Origin of the sequence: Pseudomonas sp. S37 (genome assembly GCF_016658545.1) — a bacterium.
Lineage (GTDB): Bacteria > Pseudomonadota > Gammaproteobacteria > Pseudomonadales > Pseudomonadaceae > Aquipseudomonas.
In genome coordinates this window covers 1-14326 of sequence record NZ_JACVZC010000142.1, presented here as the reverse complement: position 1 = coordinate 14326, position 14326 = coordinate 1, and the positions used below count along the sequence as shown (strand labels likewise).

At 63.7% G+C, this 14326-nt stretch carries 15 protein-coding genes and 1 pseudogene; 5 read left to right on the top strand and 11 right to left on the bottom strand.

Annotated elements, in window-relative coordinates:
- Positions 1-98 precede the first annotated feature (98 nt).
- The 7 genes from IAE39_RS26510 to IAE39_RS26480 form a co-directional block, all read right to left on the bottom strand.
- The gene (locus tag IAE39_RS26510) at positions 99-1511 is read right to left on the bottom strand and encodes an MFS transporter (protein ID WP_201207456.1); all 1413 of its coding nucleotides are present in this window, start codon (positions 1509-1511) and stop codon (positions 99-101) included.
- A gap of 199 nt (positions 1512-1710) precedes the next feature.
- Positions 1711-2148: a type II 3-dehydroquinate dehydratase gene (gene aroQ, locus IAE39_RS26505; protein ID WP_201207455.1), complete on the bottom strand. Its 438-nt coding sequence runs from the start codon at positions 2146-2148 to the stop codon at positions 1711-1713.
- Between the two features lie 4 nt (positions 2149-2152).
- Positions 2153-2971: a shikimate dehydrogenase gene (aroE, locus tag IAE39_RS26500; protein ID WP_201207454.1), complete on the bottom strand. Its 819-nt coding sequence runs from the start codon at positions 2969-2971 to the stop codon at positions 2153-2155.
- A complete protein-coding gene (locus IAE39_RS26495) occupies positions 2968-4200 on the bottom strand; it encodes a CaiB/BaiF CoA transferase family protein (protein WP_201207453.1) in 1233 nt (410 codons plus the stop codon). Before IAE39_RS26495 ends, aroE begins: the two co-directional genes overlap by 4 nt.
- Complete coding sequence (locus tag IAE39_RS26490) at positions 4197-4652, bottom strand: MaoC family dehydratase (RefSeq protein ID WP_201207452.1); 456 nt, start codon at positions 4650-4652, stop codon at positions 4197-4199. Before IAE39_RS26490 ends, IAE39_RS26495 begins: the two co-directional genes overlap by 4 nt.
- A complete protein-coding gene (locus IAE39_RS26485) occupies positions 4649-5047 on the bottom strand; it encodes a VOC family protein (RefSeq protein WP_201207451.1) in 399 nt (132 codons plus the stop codon). The genes IAE39_RS26490 and IAE39_RS26485 overlap by 4 nt, the downstream gene beginning before the upstream one ends.
- A complete protein-coding gene (locus IAE39_RS26480; protein ID WP_201207450.1) occupies positions 5044-5991 on the bottom strand; it encodes a ketopantoate reductase family protein in 948 nt (315 codons plus the stop codon). Before IAE39_RS26480 ends, IAE39_RS26485 begins: the two co-directional genes overlap by 4 nt.
- A gap of 93 nt (positions 5992-6084) precedes the next feature.
- Between IAE39_RS26480 and IAE39_RS26475 the strand changes: the two genes are divergently transcribed.
- From IAE39_RS26475 to IAE39_RS26460, 4 genes are all read left to right on the top strand, one after another.
- Positions 6085-6993 (top strand): LysR family transcriptional regulator, encoded by a 909-nt coding sequence (locus IAE39_RS26475; RefSeq protein WP_201207449.1) that lies wholly within the window; start codon positions 6085-6087, stop codon positions 6991-6993.
- Between the two features lie 160 nt (positions 6994-7153).
- Positions 7154-8224 (top strand): ABC transporter substrate-binding protein, encoded by a 1071-nt coding sequence (locus tag IAE39_RS26470; RefSeq protein ID WP_201207448.1) that lies wholly within the window; start codon positions 7154-7156, stop codon positions 8222-8224.
- A complete protein-coding gene (locus IAE39_RS26465) occupies positions 8205-9200 on the top strand; it encodes an ABC transporter permease (protein ID WP_201207447.1) in 996 nt (331 codons plus the stop codon). The genes IAE39_RS26470 and IAE39_RS26465 overlap by 20 nt, the downstream gene beginning before the upstream one ends.
- Entirely contained in the window at positions 9194-9982 is a 789-nt protein-coding gene (locus IAE39_RS26460; RefSeq protein WP_201207446.1) for an ABC transporter ATP-binding protein, read from the top strand. The genes IAE39_RS26465 and IAE39_RS26460 overlap by 7 nt, the downstream gene beginning before the upstream one ends.
- A 28-nt stretch (positions 9983-10010) precedes the next feature.
- Here the strand turns inward: IAE39_RS26460 and IAE39_RS26455 are convergent, their stop codons facing one another.
- The 4 genes from IAE39_RS26455 to IAE39_RS26440 all read right to left on the bottom strand — a co-directional run bounded on the left by IAE39_RS26455 (position 10011) and on the right by IAE39_RS26440 (position 12181).
- Positions 10011-10799 (bottom strand): substrate-binding periplasmic protein, encoded by a 789-nt coding sequence (locus tag IAE39_RS26455; protein WP_201207445.1) that lies wholly within the window; start codon positions 10797-10799, stop codon positions 10011-10013.
- A gap of 163 nt (positions 10800-10962) precedes the next feature.
- A complete protein-coding gene (locus IAE39_RS26450; protein WP_201207457.1) occupies positions 10963-11604 on the bottom strand; it encodes a LysE family translocator in 642 nt (213 codons plus the stop codon).
- Positions 11605-11654: 50 nt separating this feature from the next.
- Positions 11655-11855, bottom strand: a complete 201-nt coding sequence (locus tag IAE39_RS26445; RefSeq protein WP_201207444.1) for a DUF1289 domain-containing protein — start codon at positions 11853-11855, stop codon at positions 11655-11657.
- 8 nt (positions 11856-11863) lie between these two features.
- Positions 11864-12181: a hypothetical protein gene (locus IAE39_RS26440; RefSeq protein ID WP_201207443.1), complete on the bottom strand. Its 318-nt coding sequence runs from the start codon at positions 12179-12181 to the stop codon at positions 11864-11866.
- A gap of 316 nt (positions 12182-12497) precedes the next feature.
- Between IAE39_RS26440 and IAE39_RS26435 the strand changes: the two are divergent.
- Positions 12498-14246 (top strand): annotated as a pseudogene (locus IAE39_RS26435) (BCCT family transporter).
- The last annotated feature ends 80 nt before the right edge of the window (positions 14247-14326 follow it).

Here is a 14326-nt window from a genome sequence, read left to right as displayed (position 1 = left end):
GCGCAGCCCATCGCGACACAAGGCCGCTCCTACAAGGGCCAGTGCTGGCCACGAGGGATATGCAAGACAGTTGCTCCACAAGGACCGCGCGCCATTCATCAACTGCGCAATACCTGCTCCCCTGCATTGGCCGGCAAACGCACGGCATCTACTAACGCCACACAGGCAATCAGTGCAACGCCCAGCAACGCCCAGTGGAAGTCAGCTACCGTCATCACACCCTGGCCCCCGCGCAGCATCATCGCCACTCGCAACAACAGCGCCACCACCGCCACGCCCAAGGCCATCGCCAGCTGGAAGCACATGCTGAACAACGTCGAAGCCTCGCTCATCTGTTGCCTGGGCACTTCGGCAAAGCCTACGGCGTTGTAAGTGGTGAACTGCATCGACCGCGACAGCCCGCCAACGAACAGCACCAGCGCCATCCAGTACCAGGGCATACCCTGCTGCAGCCCCAGGCACGCAAGGATGCAACCCACGCCTATCAGGCCATTGACCAGCAACACGCGGCGAAAACCATAGCGGCGCAACAAGCCGGTGGTGAACGGTTTCATCGCCAGGTTACCCGCAAAGATCGCCAGTACCAGCAGCCCGGCATCCACCGGCGACAGGCCAAAGCCGATCTGCAGCAGCAACGGGATCAGAAACGGCAAGGCGCTGATCGACAGGCGGAACAAGGTACCACCGACAATACTGACCCTGAACGTAGGAATGGCCAGGGTACCCAGTGGCAACAGCGGTGCCGGGTGGCGCTGGCAGTGACGGATCGCCAACCCGGTCAGCAGGCCACCCAGCGACACCAGCGCCAGCCCTGCCCCCAGGCTGCCATCGGTCAGTGACCCGAGTATTTCCAGCCCCACCAGCCAGGCCGCACAAGCACTGGCCAGAAACAGGAAACCCTGGGTGTCGAAACGGCGTTTTTCATCGGCGCGAGCATTGGGAATCAACCACCACGCCGCCGCTATGGCCAGCAAACCAAGGGGAATATTCAGGTAGAAGATCCACGGCCACGACCAATGGGTGACGATCAGGCCACCCAGCGGTGGGCCCAGCACCGGTGCCACCAGGCCGGGCCAGGTGATGACCGCAAGCATTTTCACCAGGTCTTTTTTCTCGGTGGTGCGCAACACCACCAACCGCCCCACCGGCACCATCAGTGCACCGCCAATGCCCTGCAGCACCCGTGCAGCGACGAAGGTTTCCAGAGTGGGCGCCATGCCACACAGCAACGAGGCCACGGTGAACAGGCCAATGGCCCCGGCGAACACCTGGCGCGGGCCAAAGCGGTCAGCCACCCAGCCACTGAGCGGAATAAACACCGCCACCGCCAGCAGGTAGGCACTGATGCCGATATTCAGGCTGACCGCGCTCTCGCCGAAATCACTGGCCATTTGCGGCAGCGCGGTGGCAATGACGGTGGCGTCGAGGTTTTCCATGAAGAAAGTGATGGCGACCAGCAAGGCGATGCAGGTGGCGTGGCGGGACGTGTTGTGAGGTGCCGGGTTGGCCAAGGTTACAGGTCCTTCTGGTTGGTCATTGGCTTTGACATAGCGAGAGCATGGCACCGGCTGTGCCGGTGTTCGCGGGTAAACCCGCTCCCACAAAGGGACCGCGCCGGGTTGATACTGGCCTTAAGACAAACCGCTCCCCCTTGTGGGAGCGGGTTTACCCGCGAACACCGGCGCAGCCGGTGCCATCCAACGCAAGCTGTCAGATCATCTTCAACGCCGCACGCAGTGCCAGCAGGTAGGTTTCCACACCAAACCCGCAGATCTGCCCGCGTACCACCTCGGCAAAAACCGAGTGGTGGCGGAACGGCTCTCTAGCATGGATGTTCGACATATGCACTTCAACCACCGGCACCTCCAGAATGGCCAGGGCATCACGAATGCCGTAGCTGTAGTGCGTCCACGCCCCGGCATTGATCAGCACAGCATCCACCCGCTCCTCGTAGGCTTGATGGATGCGCTCGCACAGGGCGCCTTCGAAGTTGCTCTGGAAGCTTTCCACCCGCGCGCCCAACGCCTCAGCCAGCGCCTGCAACGCCTCGTCGATGTCGGCCAGGGTTGCCGTGCCGTACTGGCGCGGGTCGCGCTTGCCGAACATGTTGTGGTTGATACCGTGCAACATCAGCACATTGGCGACCATAGGCCTACTCCAGCGCAATGGTCAGTTGGTCGATCACCGACCGGGTGTCGGGCCGCACGCCGCGCCACCAGGCAAACGCCTCTGCCGCCTGTTCGACCAACATGCCCACGCCATCGGCCAGGCGCGCCACACCCTGCTCCCGGGCCAGGCGCAGGAACGGCGTGAGGCCTTTGCCATAGGCCAGCTCGTAGGCCAGACGCGCCTGGCCCAGTGCATCGGCCGGCAGCGGCGGCAACTCGGCGGACAGGCTGGCGGATGTGGCGTTGACCACGATATCGAAAGCCTGCCCTTCCAGCTCCTCATAACGACTGATGCGCAGCCGTGGGTGTTCGAGCTCGTTGCGCAGCGCCAAGGCCTTGGCCATGTCGCGGTTGGCAATCACCAGTTCGGCGGGGTCGGCCTGCAGAAACGGCAGCAGCGCACCGCGCACCGCACCGCCAGCACCCAGTACCAGCACACGACGATCGCGCAGGGGTTGACCCAGGTTTTCTTCGATATCGCGCAGCAGGCCTATACCATCGAAGTTCTCGGCCACGATATGGCCGCCTTCGAACTTCAGCGCGTTGGCCGCACGGGCCAGTTGCGCCCGATCGCTGCGTCGGTCGGCCAGCTCGAACGCGCGCAGCTTGAACGGCGCGGTGATATTCATGCCCTGCCCGCCTTCGCGGCGGAACTGCAACACCTGCGCCTCGAAGGCATCCAGCGAGCCTTCGATAGCCGTGTACTCCAGTTGTTGCCCGCTGGCCTGGGCGAACAGCCCGTGAATCAGCGGGGACTTGGTGTGGTTGATCGGTCGCCCGATCACTGCGTAGCGGTCGATCATCGTGCATCTCCGTGGGTAAACAACACACCGTCTGCCTGCATGGCGCTGATTTCATCAAGGCTGAAGCCAAGCCCGGCGGCCACTTCGGCGTTGTGCTGGCCGAGGTCCGGGGCAACCTGGTGGATCGTGGTGTCGCATTCGGAAAAGCGGAATGGCAGGTTGGGCAGGCGCAGCGTGCCGTAGCGCGGGTGCTGCTGTTCAATGAGCATGTTGCGCGCCTGGATCTGCGGGTCGGCCAGCACTTCGTCGATGCGCTGGACCTTGGCACTGGGGATATCGATAGCGTCGAGCAAGGCCAGGATCTCGGCCACCGGGCGCGTGCCCACCCAGCCGCGTACCACTGCCAAAATGGCCTGGCGATGGGCATTGCGGCCATTCAGGCTGTGGTAACGACTGTCGCTGCCAAAGCCTTGCGGGCCACCGTTGGCTTCAAGCATGGCGGCAAAGCGCTGCCAGGCATCGTCGACCTGGGCGGCGATCACCAAGTCGCCGTCGGCGGCACGGAACACGCCGTACAAGGTCGAAGTGGGCATGTCATGACCAGTCTGCTCGGGCAACACGGTGCCGTCGGACAGCGTATAGCACTGCACGGCGTACTCATGCATCGACACCAGCGTGTCGTACAGGGCCATGTCGATGTGCTGGCCGCGGCCACTGCTCACTCGCCCTAGCAGCGCAGCGTTGATCGCCGCTACCGCATGAATCCCGGTGTACATGTCACCCAGCGAAATGCGCAGCAACGGCGGAGCTTCGCCCGGCACGCCGACCATCTGCATGATCCCGCTCTTGGCCTCGGCAATCAGCCCGAAACCGGCACGGTGCGCATCCGGCCCGGTGTGGCCGTAGGCTGAAATCGAACAGTACACCAGGCGCGGGTTACGCGCCGACAGCTCGGTATAGCCTAGGCCCAACTTGTCCAGCGCCCCCGGGCGGTAGTTTTCGATGAACACGTCGGCCGAGTCGGTCAGGCGCTGCATGAAGGCTTTGCCGCGCGGGTCCTTCATGTTGACGCTGACGCCCTGCTTGCCCATGTTCAGCTGCAGGAAGTAGCCGCTCTGCTGCTCGTCCAGCGTGAACGCGTGCTGGCGGCCGGCATCGCCGCTGCCCGGTCGCTCGACCTTGATTACCTCGGCACCCAGCGCCGCCAGGCAGCGCCCCACATAGGGGCCAGCGAGGAAGTGGCTGTAGTCGATGACGCGGATACCCGCCAATGGCAATGCCTGGTTCATGCTGCTGCCCTCCGTGGCACCATCAGCCGATGCTCGCCACGTTGCACGACTTCGCCATGCTGATTGATCAGTTCCGAAGGCAGCACCACAATGCCCCACCCCGGGCGGCTGTTGCTCGGGCGCATGGCACCGACGCGCATGCGCACATGGAGCACGTCGTTGACCTTGATCGGCAACACGAAGTCCCAGGTCCAGCCCAGCGACATGCCCGGCAGGAAGCGGTAATCGCATTGGGTCTTCAGGCCATCGGCAATCGACAGGCCGAACAGGCCGTGGGCGACCAGGCAGCCGAAGTGGCTGGCATTGGCATAGTCCTCGTCGACATGCACCGGGGTGTGATCACCGGTAAGGTCGGCGTACGCCAGGATGCGTTCGCGGGTGACGGTATAGGTCGGGCTGATGCATTCATCGCCTTCGCGGGCATCGTCCCAGTACTTTTCGATCACGCTCATGCCAGTACCTCCGCGCGCGGGTCAATAGCCAGTGCCTGGGCGACGCATGCCGCCGGCAACGCCTGGATGAACTCCACCGCCAGGCCATCCGGCAGGCGCAGCCAGTTGCGGCCTTGGGGCATTTCACTGACGCCGAAGCGCTGGGCGGTGGCCAGCGCAGCCTCCAGGTCTTCGCACATGATGCCCAAGTGCGCCATGCGCCCTTCGGGGCCGGCAAAGTCGGGCTGGTGGATGAACTGCAGGCCACCCACCGTCCAGTACTGCGCCGGTTGCTCGACACTGCCCTGCACTTCGCGCATGGTCATGCCGCAGACTTCGCTGAAGAAACGAATGTGCCACTGAATGTCCCGCACCCAGAACGCCACGTGTTCGAGGTAGGCTTTTGGCTGGCTCATGGGGTTTCCCTCTTCTGGTGATCGGTCATGGCGCGTTCGATGCCCTTGATGCAGGCCACCAGGGTCGCGTTTACCGGCGTGGCCACGCCAAGGCGCTGCCCCCAGCGCACCACGGAGCCGTTGATGAAGTCGATTTCGGTGATCGAGCCTTTTTCCAGGCTCTGCAACATCGAGGTGCGAAAGCTCGCCGGCAGGCCTTCGGCGGCCAGTTCCCAGGCGGCGTCGGGACTGCTCAGGCTGAGGCGGATGCCTGCACGCCCGGCCACGGCGATGGCCTCCGCCACGGCGGCCTTGGCGGTGCGCTCCAGCAGTGGCTCGCTGTACAACTGGCCGTAACTGAGCATGGTGATGCCGCTAAGTGCGCCGGTGGCGACATTGACCAACAGCTTGTCCCACAGGGTGCCGAGAATGTTGTCGCTGACCGTGGTGGCCAGCCCGGCGCCATTGAAAGCGTCGGCGATGGCCTGCACACGGGGGGTCAGTTGCCCGTCGAGCTCACCGATATAGGTGTGTTTGCCCGCCACACCCGCACGAATCGAACCCGGTGCCAGCAACACGCCACCGACATAGGTCTTGCCTGCGAGCACCCGCTTGCGGCCCACCGCTTCGGCCAGAATGTCCTCGTGCCCCAGGCCGTTCTGCAGCGACAGCACCAGCGTTTGCGGCCCCAGCAGGGCCGTGGCCCCGGCAATCGCCTCGGCGGTGTGGAACGACTTCACCAGCACCACCACCAGGTCGGCCACGCCAACGTCGTTGGCGTCAGTGGCAGCGTTGACGCACACCTGGCGCTCACCGCGCTCGTCGTGTACCTGCAGCCCGTTCACGTTCATCGCGTCGACGTGCGCGCGGCCACGGTTGAGCAGCCAGGTTTCGTGCCCGGCTTCGCTCAACGCCGCGCCGATCGCGCAGCCCAGGGCGCCAGCACCCAGAATGCAGATTTTCAAATCGCAGACCTCCTGTGGTTTGCGATCACTTTATGCAGCGAGCATTATTAGCGCTATTCAATGACTTCAATACGCCAATTGAGATTCGCAATAATGATTGCCGCCGACGCCCTGCCCGAGCCCAAGCTGCTGCAACTGTTCGACGTGCTCTACCACTGCCGCAGCGTCACCCGCGCTGCCGAACAGCTGGGCCAGAGCCAGCCAACCATCAGCATCTGGCTGGCCCGGTTGCGCCAGCAACTGAACGACCCTCTGTTCGTGCGAACCCCCGGCGGCATGGCCCCTACCCCGCGCGCCGACCAGTTGATCGGGCCCTGCCGCGAAGTGCTCGAATCGTTGCGCCGGCTGACCGCCTGGGAGCCACAGTTCATCCCCGCCACCGCACAGCGGCGCTTTCGCCTGTGTGTCAGCGATGCCAGCCATATCACCTTGCTGCCCAGCATCCTCAACCACCTGCGCACGCAGGCACCGGGCATCCGCCTGGAGGCGGTGCGCATCGACGGCAATAGCGAAAGCGCTCTGGAATCCGGCGAGGCCGACCTGGCCATTGGCTTCGTGCCCTGGCTGGGCGGCGGCATGTACCAGCAGGTGCTGTTCGAGCAGGACTGGGTGTGCCTGAGTAACCGCCAGCACCCGCGCCTGGCGCGCGGCATGAACGTCGCCCGCTACCGCGCCGAAGGCCACGTGCAGATCAGCGCGGGGACTGGCCAGAAGTTACTGGAAGCGGGATTGACGCGGGCCGGCATCGAGCGCCGCATCGTGCTGGAGCTACCGGCATTCCTGGGGCTGGGGCTGATCATCAGCACAACCGACCTGGTCGCCACCGTGCCGCGCCACATCGGCCAGACCCTTGCCGACATGCATGACCTGCAGATGCATGACTGCCCCTTCGCAGTAGAGTGTTTCACCGTGAAACAGCACTGGCATGGCCGTTACCACCAGGACAGCGGCAACCGCTGGCTCAGGGAAGTGATCTTCGGCCTGTTCAGCCGACAGCAGTAGATATTTTTATATTAAGTTATATCTAAAATGAATTTTACCAAACTTACAAAACCTTCTACGGTGCGAGCATTCATAGCGCCCGATGCTCAAGCACGGGTCGGGCGCCCAGCACGCTACCCGACCACGTGGTGCCTGCCCCCTGAGTGCACATGGAGGCGCCATGCCCATCGCTTCATTCAACCGCCGTAAACTGCTGGCCCTGGCCGGCACGGCCACGGCGGCCACTTTGTTCGGCCGCCTGGCCTTCGCCGACAGCAGCCACGCTGGCCACAGCGAACATGCCGCGCAGCCGGTCGGCAGTGGCCTGGACCTGGACAGCAACCGTTGGGTACTGCCCGAACCGCGCAAGGTCAGGTTGGCGACCAACCTTAATGCCGTGTGCCTGGCACCGGTGGCCGTGGCCGACAGCCAGGGCATCTTCAAGCGCCACAACCTCGACGTGGAGTTCGTCAACTTCGGTAACTCCACCGAAGTGCTGCTGGAATCGATGGCCACCGGCAAGGCCGACGCTGCCACCGGTATGGCGCTGCGCTGGCTGAAAGCGCTGGAACAGGGGTTTGATGTCAAGCTGACCGCAGGCACCCACGGCGGCTGCCTGCGCCTGCTGACCCTGGACGGCGGCCCGCAGGATTTCGCGGCCTTGAAGGGCACCACCATCGGTGTCACTGACATGGCAGCTGCCGACAAGAACTTTTTCTCGTTGATGCTCAAGCGCCATGGTGTCGACCCGGTTCGCGACGTAACCTGGAGGGTCTACCCGATCGACCTGCTGAGCGTTGCCTTGCAAAAGGGGGAGATCCAGGCGGCCAGCGGCTCCGACCCGCTTATGTACCGGGTCAAGCAGCAGCCGGGCTTCCGTGAGCTGGCCACCAACATGATCGAGGACTACGCCAACATGAGTTGCTGCGTAGTGGGTGTCAGCGGCCAGCTGGCGCGCAACGACACACCCGTGGCCGCAGCCATCACCCACTCGATCCTGCAGGCGCACGCCTGGGCATCGCGCAACCCCGATGCAGTGGCTGAAGAATTCCTCAAGTTCGCCATCAACACCTCGAAGGAAGAAGTACGCGCCATCCTCACCGAGCACAGCCATGGCTATTACTCGGTGGGCAACACCTTCGTAAAGGAAATTGCCGTCTACGCCCGTGACCTGAAGAACATCGAAGTGTTGCGCCCACGGACCGACCCGCTGGAATTTGCGGAGGGCGTGCATGCCAACGTATTCGCTTGAGCAACGTCATACCGCCAAAGTACTCGCCTTCGCCGTATGGCGTGGCGGCCTGGTGGCCGCGCTGGCCTGGGTCGCCTTTGCCCTGTTCACGCTGTTGTATCCGGACGGTGGCAAGCCGTGGCCCTTTACCCACGAGCTGGCATTTGCCGCGGCTGGCACAGGTGCCTTGCTGGCGCTGATCGCCCTGTTGCCCGGCGCATTCCGGCGCCTGGTGCGGCGGTTGCGCCCGGCAGGCGCCTGGCTAGCCGCATTGCCGTTGCTGCTGGGCCTTTGGCTATTGGTCACGGCCAAGGTGGTACTGCTGCCAGTACCGTTCTTCGCGCCACCCCAGGCGTTGATCGAAGTGTTCGTCGATGACTGGGCACGGCTCGGCGAAAGCCTGCTGCATTCATTGTGGTTGCTGCTCAATGGCGTGGTCATTGGCGGCATTGCCGGGTTTATCGCCGGTGTGGCGATTGGCTGGTCACACCGCATTGGTTACTGGGTGCACCCGGTACTGCGCATCCTCGGGCCGGTGCCGTCGACGGCGCTGCTGCCGATCTGCTTTTTCTTCTTTCCGTCCAGCTGGAGCGCCAGCGTGTTCCTGATTGCCCTCGCCACCTGGTTCCCGGTTACGGTGCTGACCTGGTCCGGGGTAGCCAGCGTGGACAAGGCCTATTACGAAGTGGCGCGCACCATGGGCGCCAGCGGGCGTTTCCTGGTCTGGCGGGTGGCGATACCTGCCGCCCTGCCGCAGGTGTTCGTCGGCTTGTTCATGGGGCTGGGGGCGTCGTTCTCGGTGCTGGTGGTGGCCGAAATGATGGGGGTCAAGGCTGGCCTTGGCTGGTACTTGCAATGGGCCCAGGGCTGGGCGGCGTACGCCAACATGTACGCGGCGCTGCTGGTCATGGCGCTGTTGTGCTCGGGGTTGATCACGCTGCTGTTCCTGGTGCGTGACCGTGTGTTGTCGTGGCAGAAAGGAGCAGTGAAATGGTAAGTGTCGCGCACGCCTTGGCAGCGGAAACCGGCATGGCACTGGATATCCGTGGGCTCAGCCACGCCTTTGAACTGGGCGGCGAGCGCTTGCCCGTGCTGGACAAGGTCGACCTGCAACTGGCGCCTGGCGAGAGCGTTGGCCTGCTCGGCCCATCCGGTTGCGGCAAGTCCACCCTGCTACGGCTGATTGCCGGCCTGGAAACCGTGCAGGGCGGCAGCCTGCTGGCGGACGGCCAGGCCATCGGCAGCCCGCACCACTCGCGGGTGCTGGTGTTTCAGGACCCGACCCTGTACCCGTGGCGCAGCGTATGGCACAACGTTGCCCTCGGCCTGCAGGCGCGCGGTCAGCTCAAGGCACAGCGCCATCGGGTGGATGAGGCCTTGCACAAAGTCGGCTTGCTGCAGTTTCGTGATGCCTACCCGCGTCAGTTGTCCGGCGGCATGGCCCAACGTGTGGCGCTGGCCAGGGCGCTTATCAACGAGCCGCGCCTGCTGCTGCTCGACGAGCCGCTGGGCAAGCTCGACTCGCTGACACGTATTGCCATGCAAGGGGAGCTGATCAGGCTGTGGCAGCAACAAGGCTACAGTTCGCTGCTGGTAACCCATGATGTGGAAGAGGCGCTGTTGCTGTGCGACCGGGTGCTGGTGTTTTCGCCACGGCCGGCACGGGTGCTGGCCGAGTTGAAAATTGAGCAGGGTTACCCACGACACCGGGACAACCCGCAATTGCTCGAGTTGCGCCAGCATGCACTGGAGCTGCTGGGCCAGGGGCGGGATTGGTGATCGCCTGCAAAGATCCGCGTACAGGCTGCTATTGCCAGCGTTCCAGGTTCTGCTTCAGCAACTGCTCAGGCAACGCCCCATTGACGATCTTCGCCATTTCCCGCGCCAGCGCCTCACGCAGCTGCGGCTGGTTGCACGGCGATTCATGGGAAATCGCCAGGTACAGACCTTCGCTGGACACCGGCGGCTGCAACACCTGCACAGTACCGGTAATGCCCAGCGTTCGTGCCAATGCCATACCGGGGTACTGCTCGTACACCACGTAATCGCTCCGTTTGTGCATCAGCTTCTCGAACGCCTGCCGGGCACCGGGTACCGCTTCGAGGGTAAGATTGGCCTGGGCGTATTCATCGAACTGCTGCCCGTGGCTGTTGTTGACCAAGGTTCCACCCTTGCGGCCCTTGAGGTCGGCCCATTGCCGGTAGGCGAAGGCATTGTCCTGGCGCACCCAGACCACGCTGGGGGTATGCAGGAATGGCGGGGCGATAAAGTCCATCTGCTCTTGACGCCCCTGGGTCAGGAAATACCCGGCCAACAGGTCGATCCGCCCGGTGCGCACCTCTTCCTGGGCTCGCGACCACGGGCCGCCGTAGACCACCTCGATCTCCAGCCCCAACTGCTTGCCAAGGTACTTGAGCAAGTCGGCATTGGCGCCGATCAGTTGCTGAGGGTTTTGTGGGTCACGCCACAGATAGGGGGGGTATTCCGGGTTGCCGGTCGCGGTCAACCGTCGGCATGCATCATCCGCTACCGCCGCCAGAGGCAGCAGTAACAGGCACAACAGCAACAAGGCGTGGCGCAAGCAACGCTCGATCATCTACGACCCTCGGCACATGCAACTGACGCCGACCCGGCGTGGTGGCCAAAGGCTGCCACATCCTGTGGTCGACTGCAGCAAACATCGGTACATGCATCACGTCAGTCTGGACCATCAGTGACCGAAGGGCTGGCCTTTCATCGGCCAGAAAAGCCAGCGCCGCTCAAGCCCCCTGCCGCCGCATGGCCAGAATCGCCGCGCCAAAGCCGATAAAGGTCGTACCGACCACCCGGCTTACCCAACGCGACAGCGACGGCCGGGTCAGCACACCTTTAGCCCGCGCCGCCAGGGCCGCATACAGGCTCAGCGAAGTCAGCGACAGCGCCACGAAAATCCCGGTCAGGGTCAAGAACTGCGGCAGCAATGCCGCCCCTTGGTCAATGAACTGCGGAAACAGCGCAGTAAAGAACATGGTCGCCTTGGGGTTGGTCACTGCAGTAAGGAAGGCTGACTTGAACAGCTTAAGCGGCGTAGGCCGCACCTTGGCCACCCCATCGGCAGCGCCCGGCTGCAGCATCGGGCTTTTCTTCAGCAACTGCCGCGCGCCCAGGTAAAACAGGTAACCCGCCCCCAGTATCTTCACCGCATTGAACAGCATTTCCGAGCTGGCCAGCAGCGCGCCCAAACCCAGCATGGCTGCCGCCGACAGGCAGAACAGTCCCGTGCCATTGCCCAGCGACGACCAGATCGCGCTGCGCTGGCCGTGGGCAATGCTGTTGTTGATGGCCATCAGTGTGGCAGGACCGGGGCTGGCGATCGCAATGGCGGCAACCAGGGTAAAGGCAAACAGCGAGTGAGAATCCATTTTCAGGCTCATCAGGCAATCAGGACGGGTTGCGTGCATGGCACGCAGGCTCAGTCGGCATTCTGCCGCTTGGCAACCTTCTTGGCGATAGCCTTCATCCGCGTCGCCGCCCGCTGTACGGTGGCCATCTTTTCTGGGCGCTTCATGCCCCGCCACTTGCGGATTTCGTCACGGGTGCGACCACAGCTCACGCACAGCTCGCTGTTGAGCTGGCAGAGCGAAACGCAGGGGTTGTCGATGTCTTTAGCCATGCCGCTACTCAGCCAGGCAATTCTGCCCGCGCCCGCTCGCCGGCGTTGTTGAACACCTGGCGCACCTCATCGGCCTTGACCTTGGTTACCGAGTGGGCAGCCAGCAGTTCGTCGACCACGCGCAAACCCTGCTCCAGGGCAGTGGCCAATTGTTCGGCGTCGGAGGCGTCAGCGATATCACCCAGATAAGGAGCGATGAGGTACGCGTAACGGTCCTGCAGCTTGAGCGCTTCCAGCGCGTCGAGGGCTTTCTGGAACCGATCGGCAGCGGCAGGGCTCATGCTCAATTTATCGAAATGAATCAGGCTCACACGGTCAGTGGCCATTTTGACGAATCTCCGTTTCCTGGTACGTCCAGGCCCGCAAGCAGCAGCGCGTCTACGGTGCTCGAATGTGCGGGCCCGGGTAATGCCCATCAGGGTACCAGAAGCCGAGGCAGAAAGGGCCACTGCCTCCAGAACTAAAAGTATTTGCCAAGTCGCACAAGGGACGCCCCGCGGCGTTATCGGGACAGGAGCCGGCGTTTGCGGCACAGGATAATCGCGCCAGCAGTCCACCCCGCCGAGTTCGCCTGCGCACTTGGTAGCCCACACAACAACAAGCCTGCGCGTGCAGGTAAGCCACACAGGGGCCTCAGCATTCATGGCAAAGGAACACATCAGCGAAACACTCGACCTTGGCGTTACCGACCCCTCGAAAACCGCTGAAGCCCGCCAGGACCGGCGTTTCGAGGGCAAGCTGGACTGGATCGTGTTTGGTTTCACCAGCCTGCTGGCCATCGCCTTCGTGCTTTGGGGCCTGCTCAGCCAGGCCAGCCTCGCCAGCAGCGCCTCCAGCGCGCAGTCGTGGGTCATTCTCAACTTCGGCTGGTTCTTCGTGCTCACCTCGACCCTGTTCGTGGTGTTCGTGCTGTGGCTGGCCGCCAGCCGTTATGGCCGGGTGCCATTAGGCCGTGACGGCGAACAGCCAGAATTCCGCACGGTGTCCTGGGTGGCAATGATGTTCAGCGCCGGCATGGGCATCGGCCTGATGTTCTTCGGTGTCGCCGAACCGCTGTCGCACTACGTGTCGCCGCCGCCCGGGTCGGCTGCCGGGCAGACCAGCGAAGCGATGCAGGTGGCGATGGCCACCACCCTGTTCCACTGGACCCTGCACCCTTGGGCCATGTACGCCATTGTCGGCCTGGTGATTGCCTACGGCACCTTCCGCCGTGGCCGCTCGCAGCTGATTTCTGCCGCCTTTCGGCCCCTGATCGGCAAGCACGCCAACGGCCCGCTCGGTCGCCTGATCGACATGATGGCTATATTCGCCACGTTGTTCGGCTAGGCCGCCTCGCTGGGCCTGGGCGCACTGCAGATTGCCGGTGGCCTGGAATACAACGGCTGGGTCGAGAACCCCGGCAAGCTGTTCTACATCTCGATCATCACCCTGCTGACCATTGCCTTTGTCTCCTCGGCGGTGTCGGGCATCGGCAAGGGCATCCAGTGGCTGTCCAACACCAACATGGTGCTGGCGCTGGTGCTGGCGGTATTCGTGTTCATGGTCGGGCCGACCCTGCTGATGCTCAACCTGCTGCCGACCTCGCTGGGCATCTACATCAAGCTGCTGCCGGAGATGATGGCCCGTACCAACGCCAGTGGTGGCGAGCAGATGAACAGCTGGCTGGCCGGCTGGACCGTGTTCTACTGGGCCTGGTGGATTTCCTGGACGCCATTCGTGGGCATGTTCATCGCCCGCATCAGCCGCGGCCGCACCATTCGCCAGTTCGTTACAGGGGTACTGCTGGTACCGAGCCTGGTCAGCCTGGTGTGGTTTACCGTGTTCGGCGGCGCGGCCATCGACGCCCTGCGCGAAGGCGTTTTCCAGCTGGCCAACGGTGCGGTCAACAGCAACCACGCACTGTACCAGTTGCTGGACAGCTACCCGCTGGCCTCGGCGACCTCGGTGCTGGTGATGGTGCTGGTGGGCATCTTCTTCGTCTCCGGTGCCGACGCTGCCTCACTGGTGATGGGCACGCTGTCGGAGCACGGCACCACCTCGCCATCCAGGCGTACAGTGATTTTCTGGGGTGCGCTGACCGGTACGGTGGCGGCGATCATGCTGGCGATCGGCGACCCGCGCGACCCGGGCGAGGCCCTGACCGGGCTGCAGAACCTGACCATCGTCGTGGCCCTGCCGTTCGTGGTGGTGATGGTACTGCTGTGCCTGGCGCTGTACCGCGACCTGCGCAAGGACCCGATGATGCTGCGCCACCTGCGCGGCAACGAGCTGATTGAAAAGGCCGTGCTGTACGGGGCAGTGAAGCATGGCGAGGAGTTTTACATCGTGGTGCAGGAGAAAAAGGCTTCGGTGAAACCAGCCGCGGCAGCGAGCGAGGTTTCCGAAACCTGACTCTCCAGGTCTGCGCGGTCCCCTGTAGCAGCGGGGGGGGGGGGGGGGGGGGGGGGGGGGGGGGGGGGGGGGGGGGGGGG

Bases quoted from the DNA above. Each gene is read 5' to 3' on its own strand.
- aroQ (WP_201207455.1), bottom strand. From the start codon at position 2,148: ATGGTCGCCAATGTGCTGATGTTGCACGGTATCAACCACAACATGTTC.
- aroE (WP_201207454.1), bottom strand. From the start codon at position 2,971: ATGATCGACCGCTACGCAGTGATCGGGCGACCGATCAACCACACCAAG.
- IAE39_RS26495 (WP_201207453.1), bottom strand. From the start codon at position 4,200: ATGAACCAGGCATTGCCATTGGCGGGTATCCGCGTCATCGACTACAGC.
- IAE39_RS26490 (WP_201207452.1), bottom strand. From the start codon at position 4,652: ATGAGCGTGATCGAAAAGTACTGGGACGATGCCCGCGAAGGCGATGAA.
- IAE39_RS26485 (WP_201207451.1), bottom strand. From the start codon at position 5,047: ATGAGCCAGCCAAAAGCCTACCTCGAACACGTGGCGTTCTGGGTGCGG.
- IAE39_RS26475 (WP_201207449.1), top strand. From the start codon at position 6,085: ATGATTGCCGCCGACGCCCTGCCCGAGCCCAAGCTGCTGCAACTGTTC.
- IAE39_RS26470 (WP_201207448.1), top strand. From the start codon at position 7,154: ATGCCCATCGCTTCATTCAACCGCCGTAAACTGCTGGCCCTGGCCGGC.
- IAE39_RS26465 (WP_201207447.1), top strand. From the start codon at position 8,205: ATGCCAACGTATTCGCTTGAGCAACGTCATACCGCCAAAGTACTCGCC.
- IAE39_RS26460 (WP_201207446.1), top strand. From the start codon at position 9,194: ATGGTAAGTGTCGCGCACGCCTTGGCAGCGGAAACCGGCATGGCACTG.
- IAE39_RS26455 (WP_201207445.1), bottom strand. From the start codon at position 10,799: ATGATCGAGCGTTGCTTGCGCCACGCCTTGTTGCTGTTGTGCCTGTTA.
- IAE39_RS26450 (WP_201207457.1), bottom strand. From the start codon at position 11,604: ATGGATTCTCACTCGCTGTTTGCCTTTACCCTGGTTGCCGCCATTGCG.
- IAE39_RS26445 (WP_201207444.1), bottom strand. From the start codon at position 11,855: ATGGCTAAAGACATCGACAACCCCTGCGTTTCGCTCTGCCAGCTCAAC.
- IAE39_RS26440 (WP_201207443.1), bottom strand. From the start codon at position 12,181: ATGGCCACTGACCGTGTGAGCCTGATTCATTTCGATAAATTGAGCATG.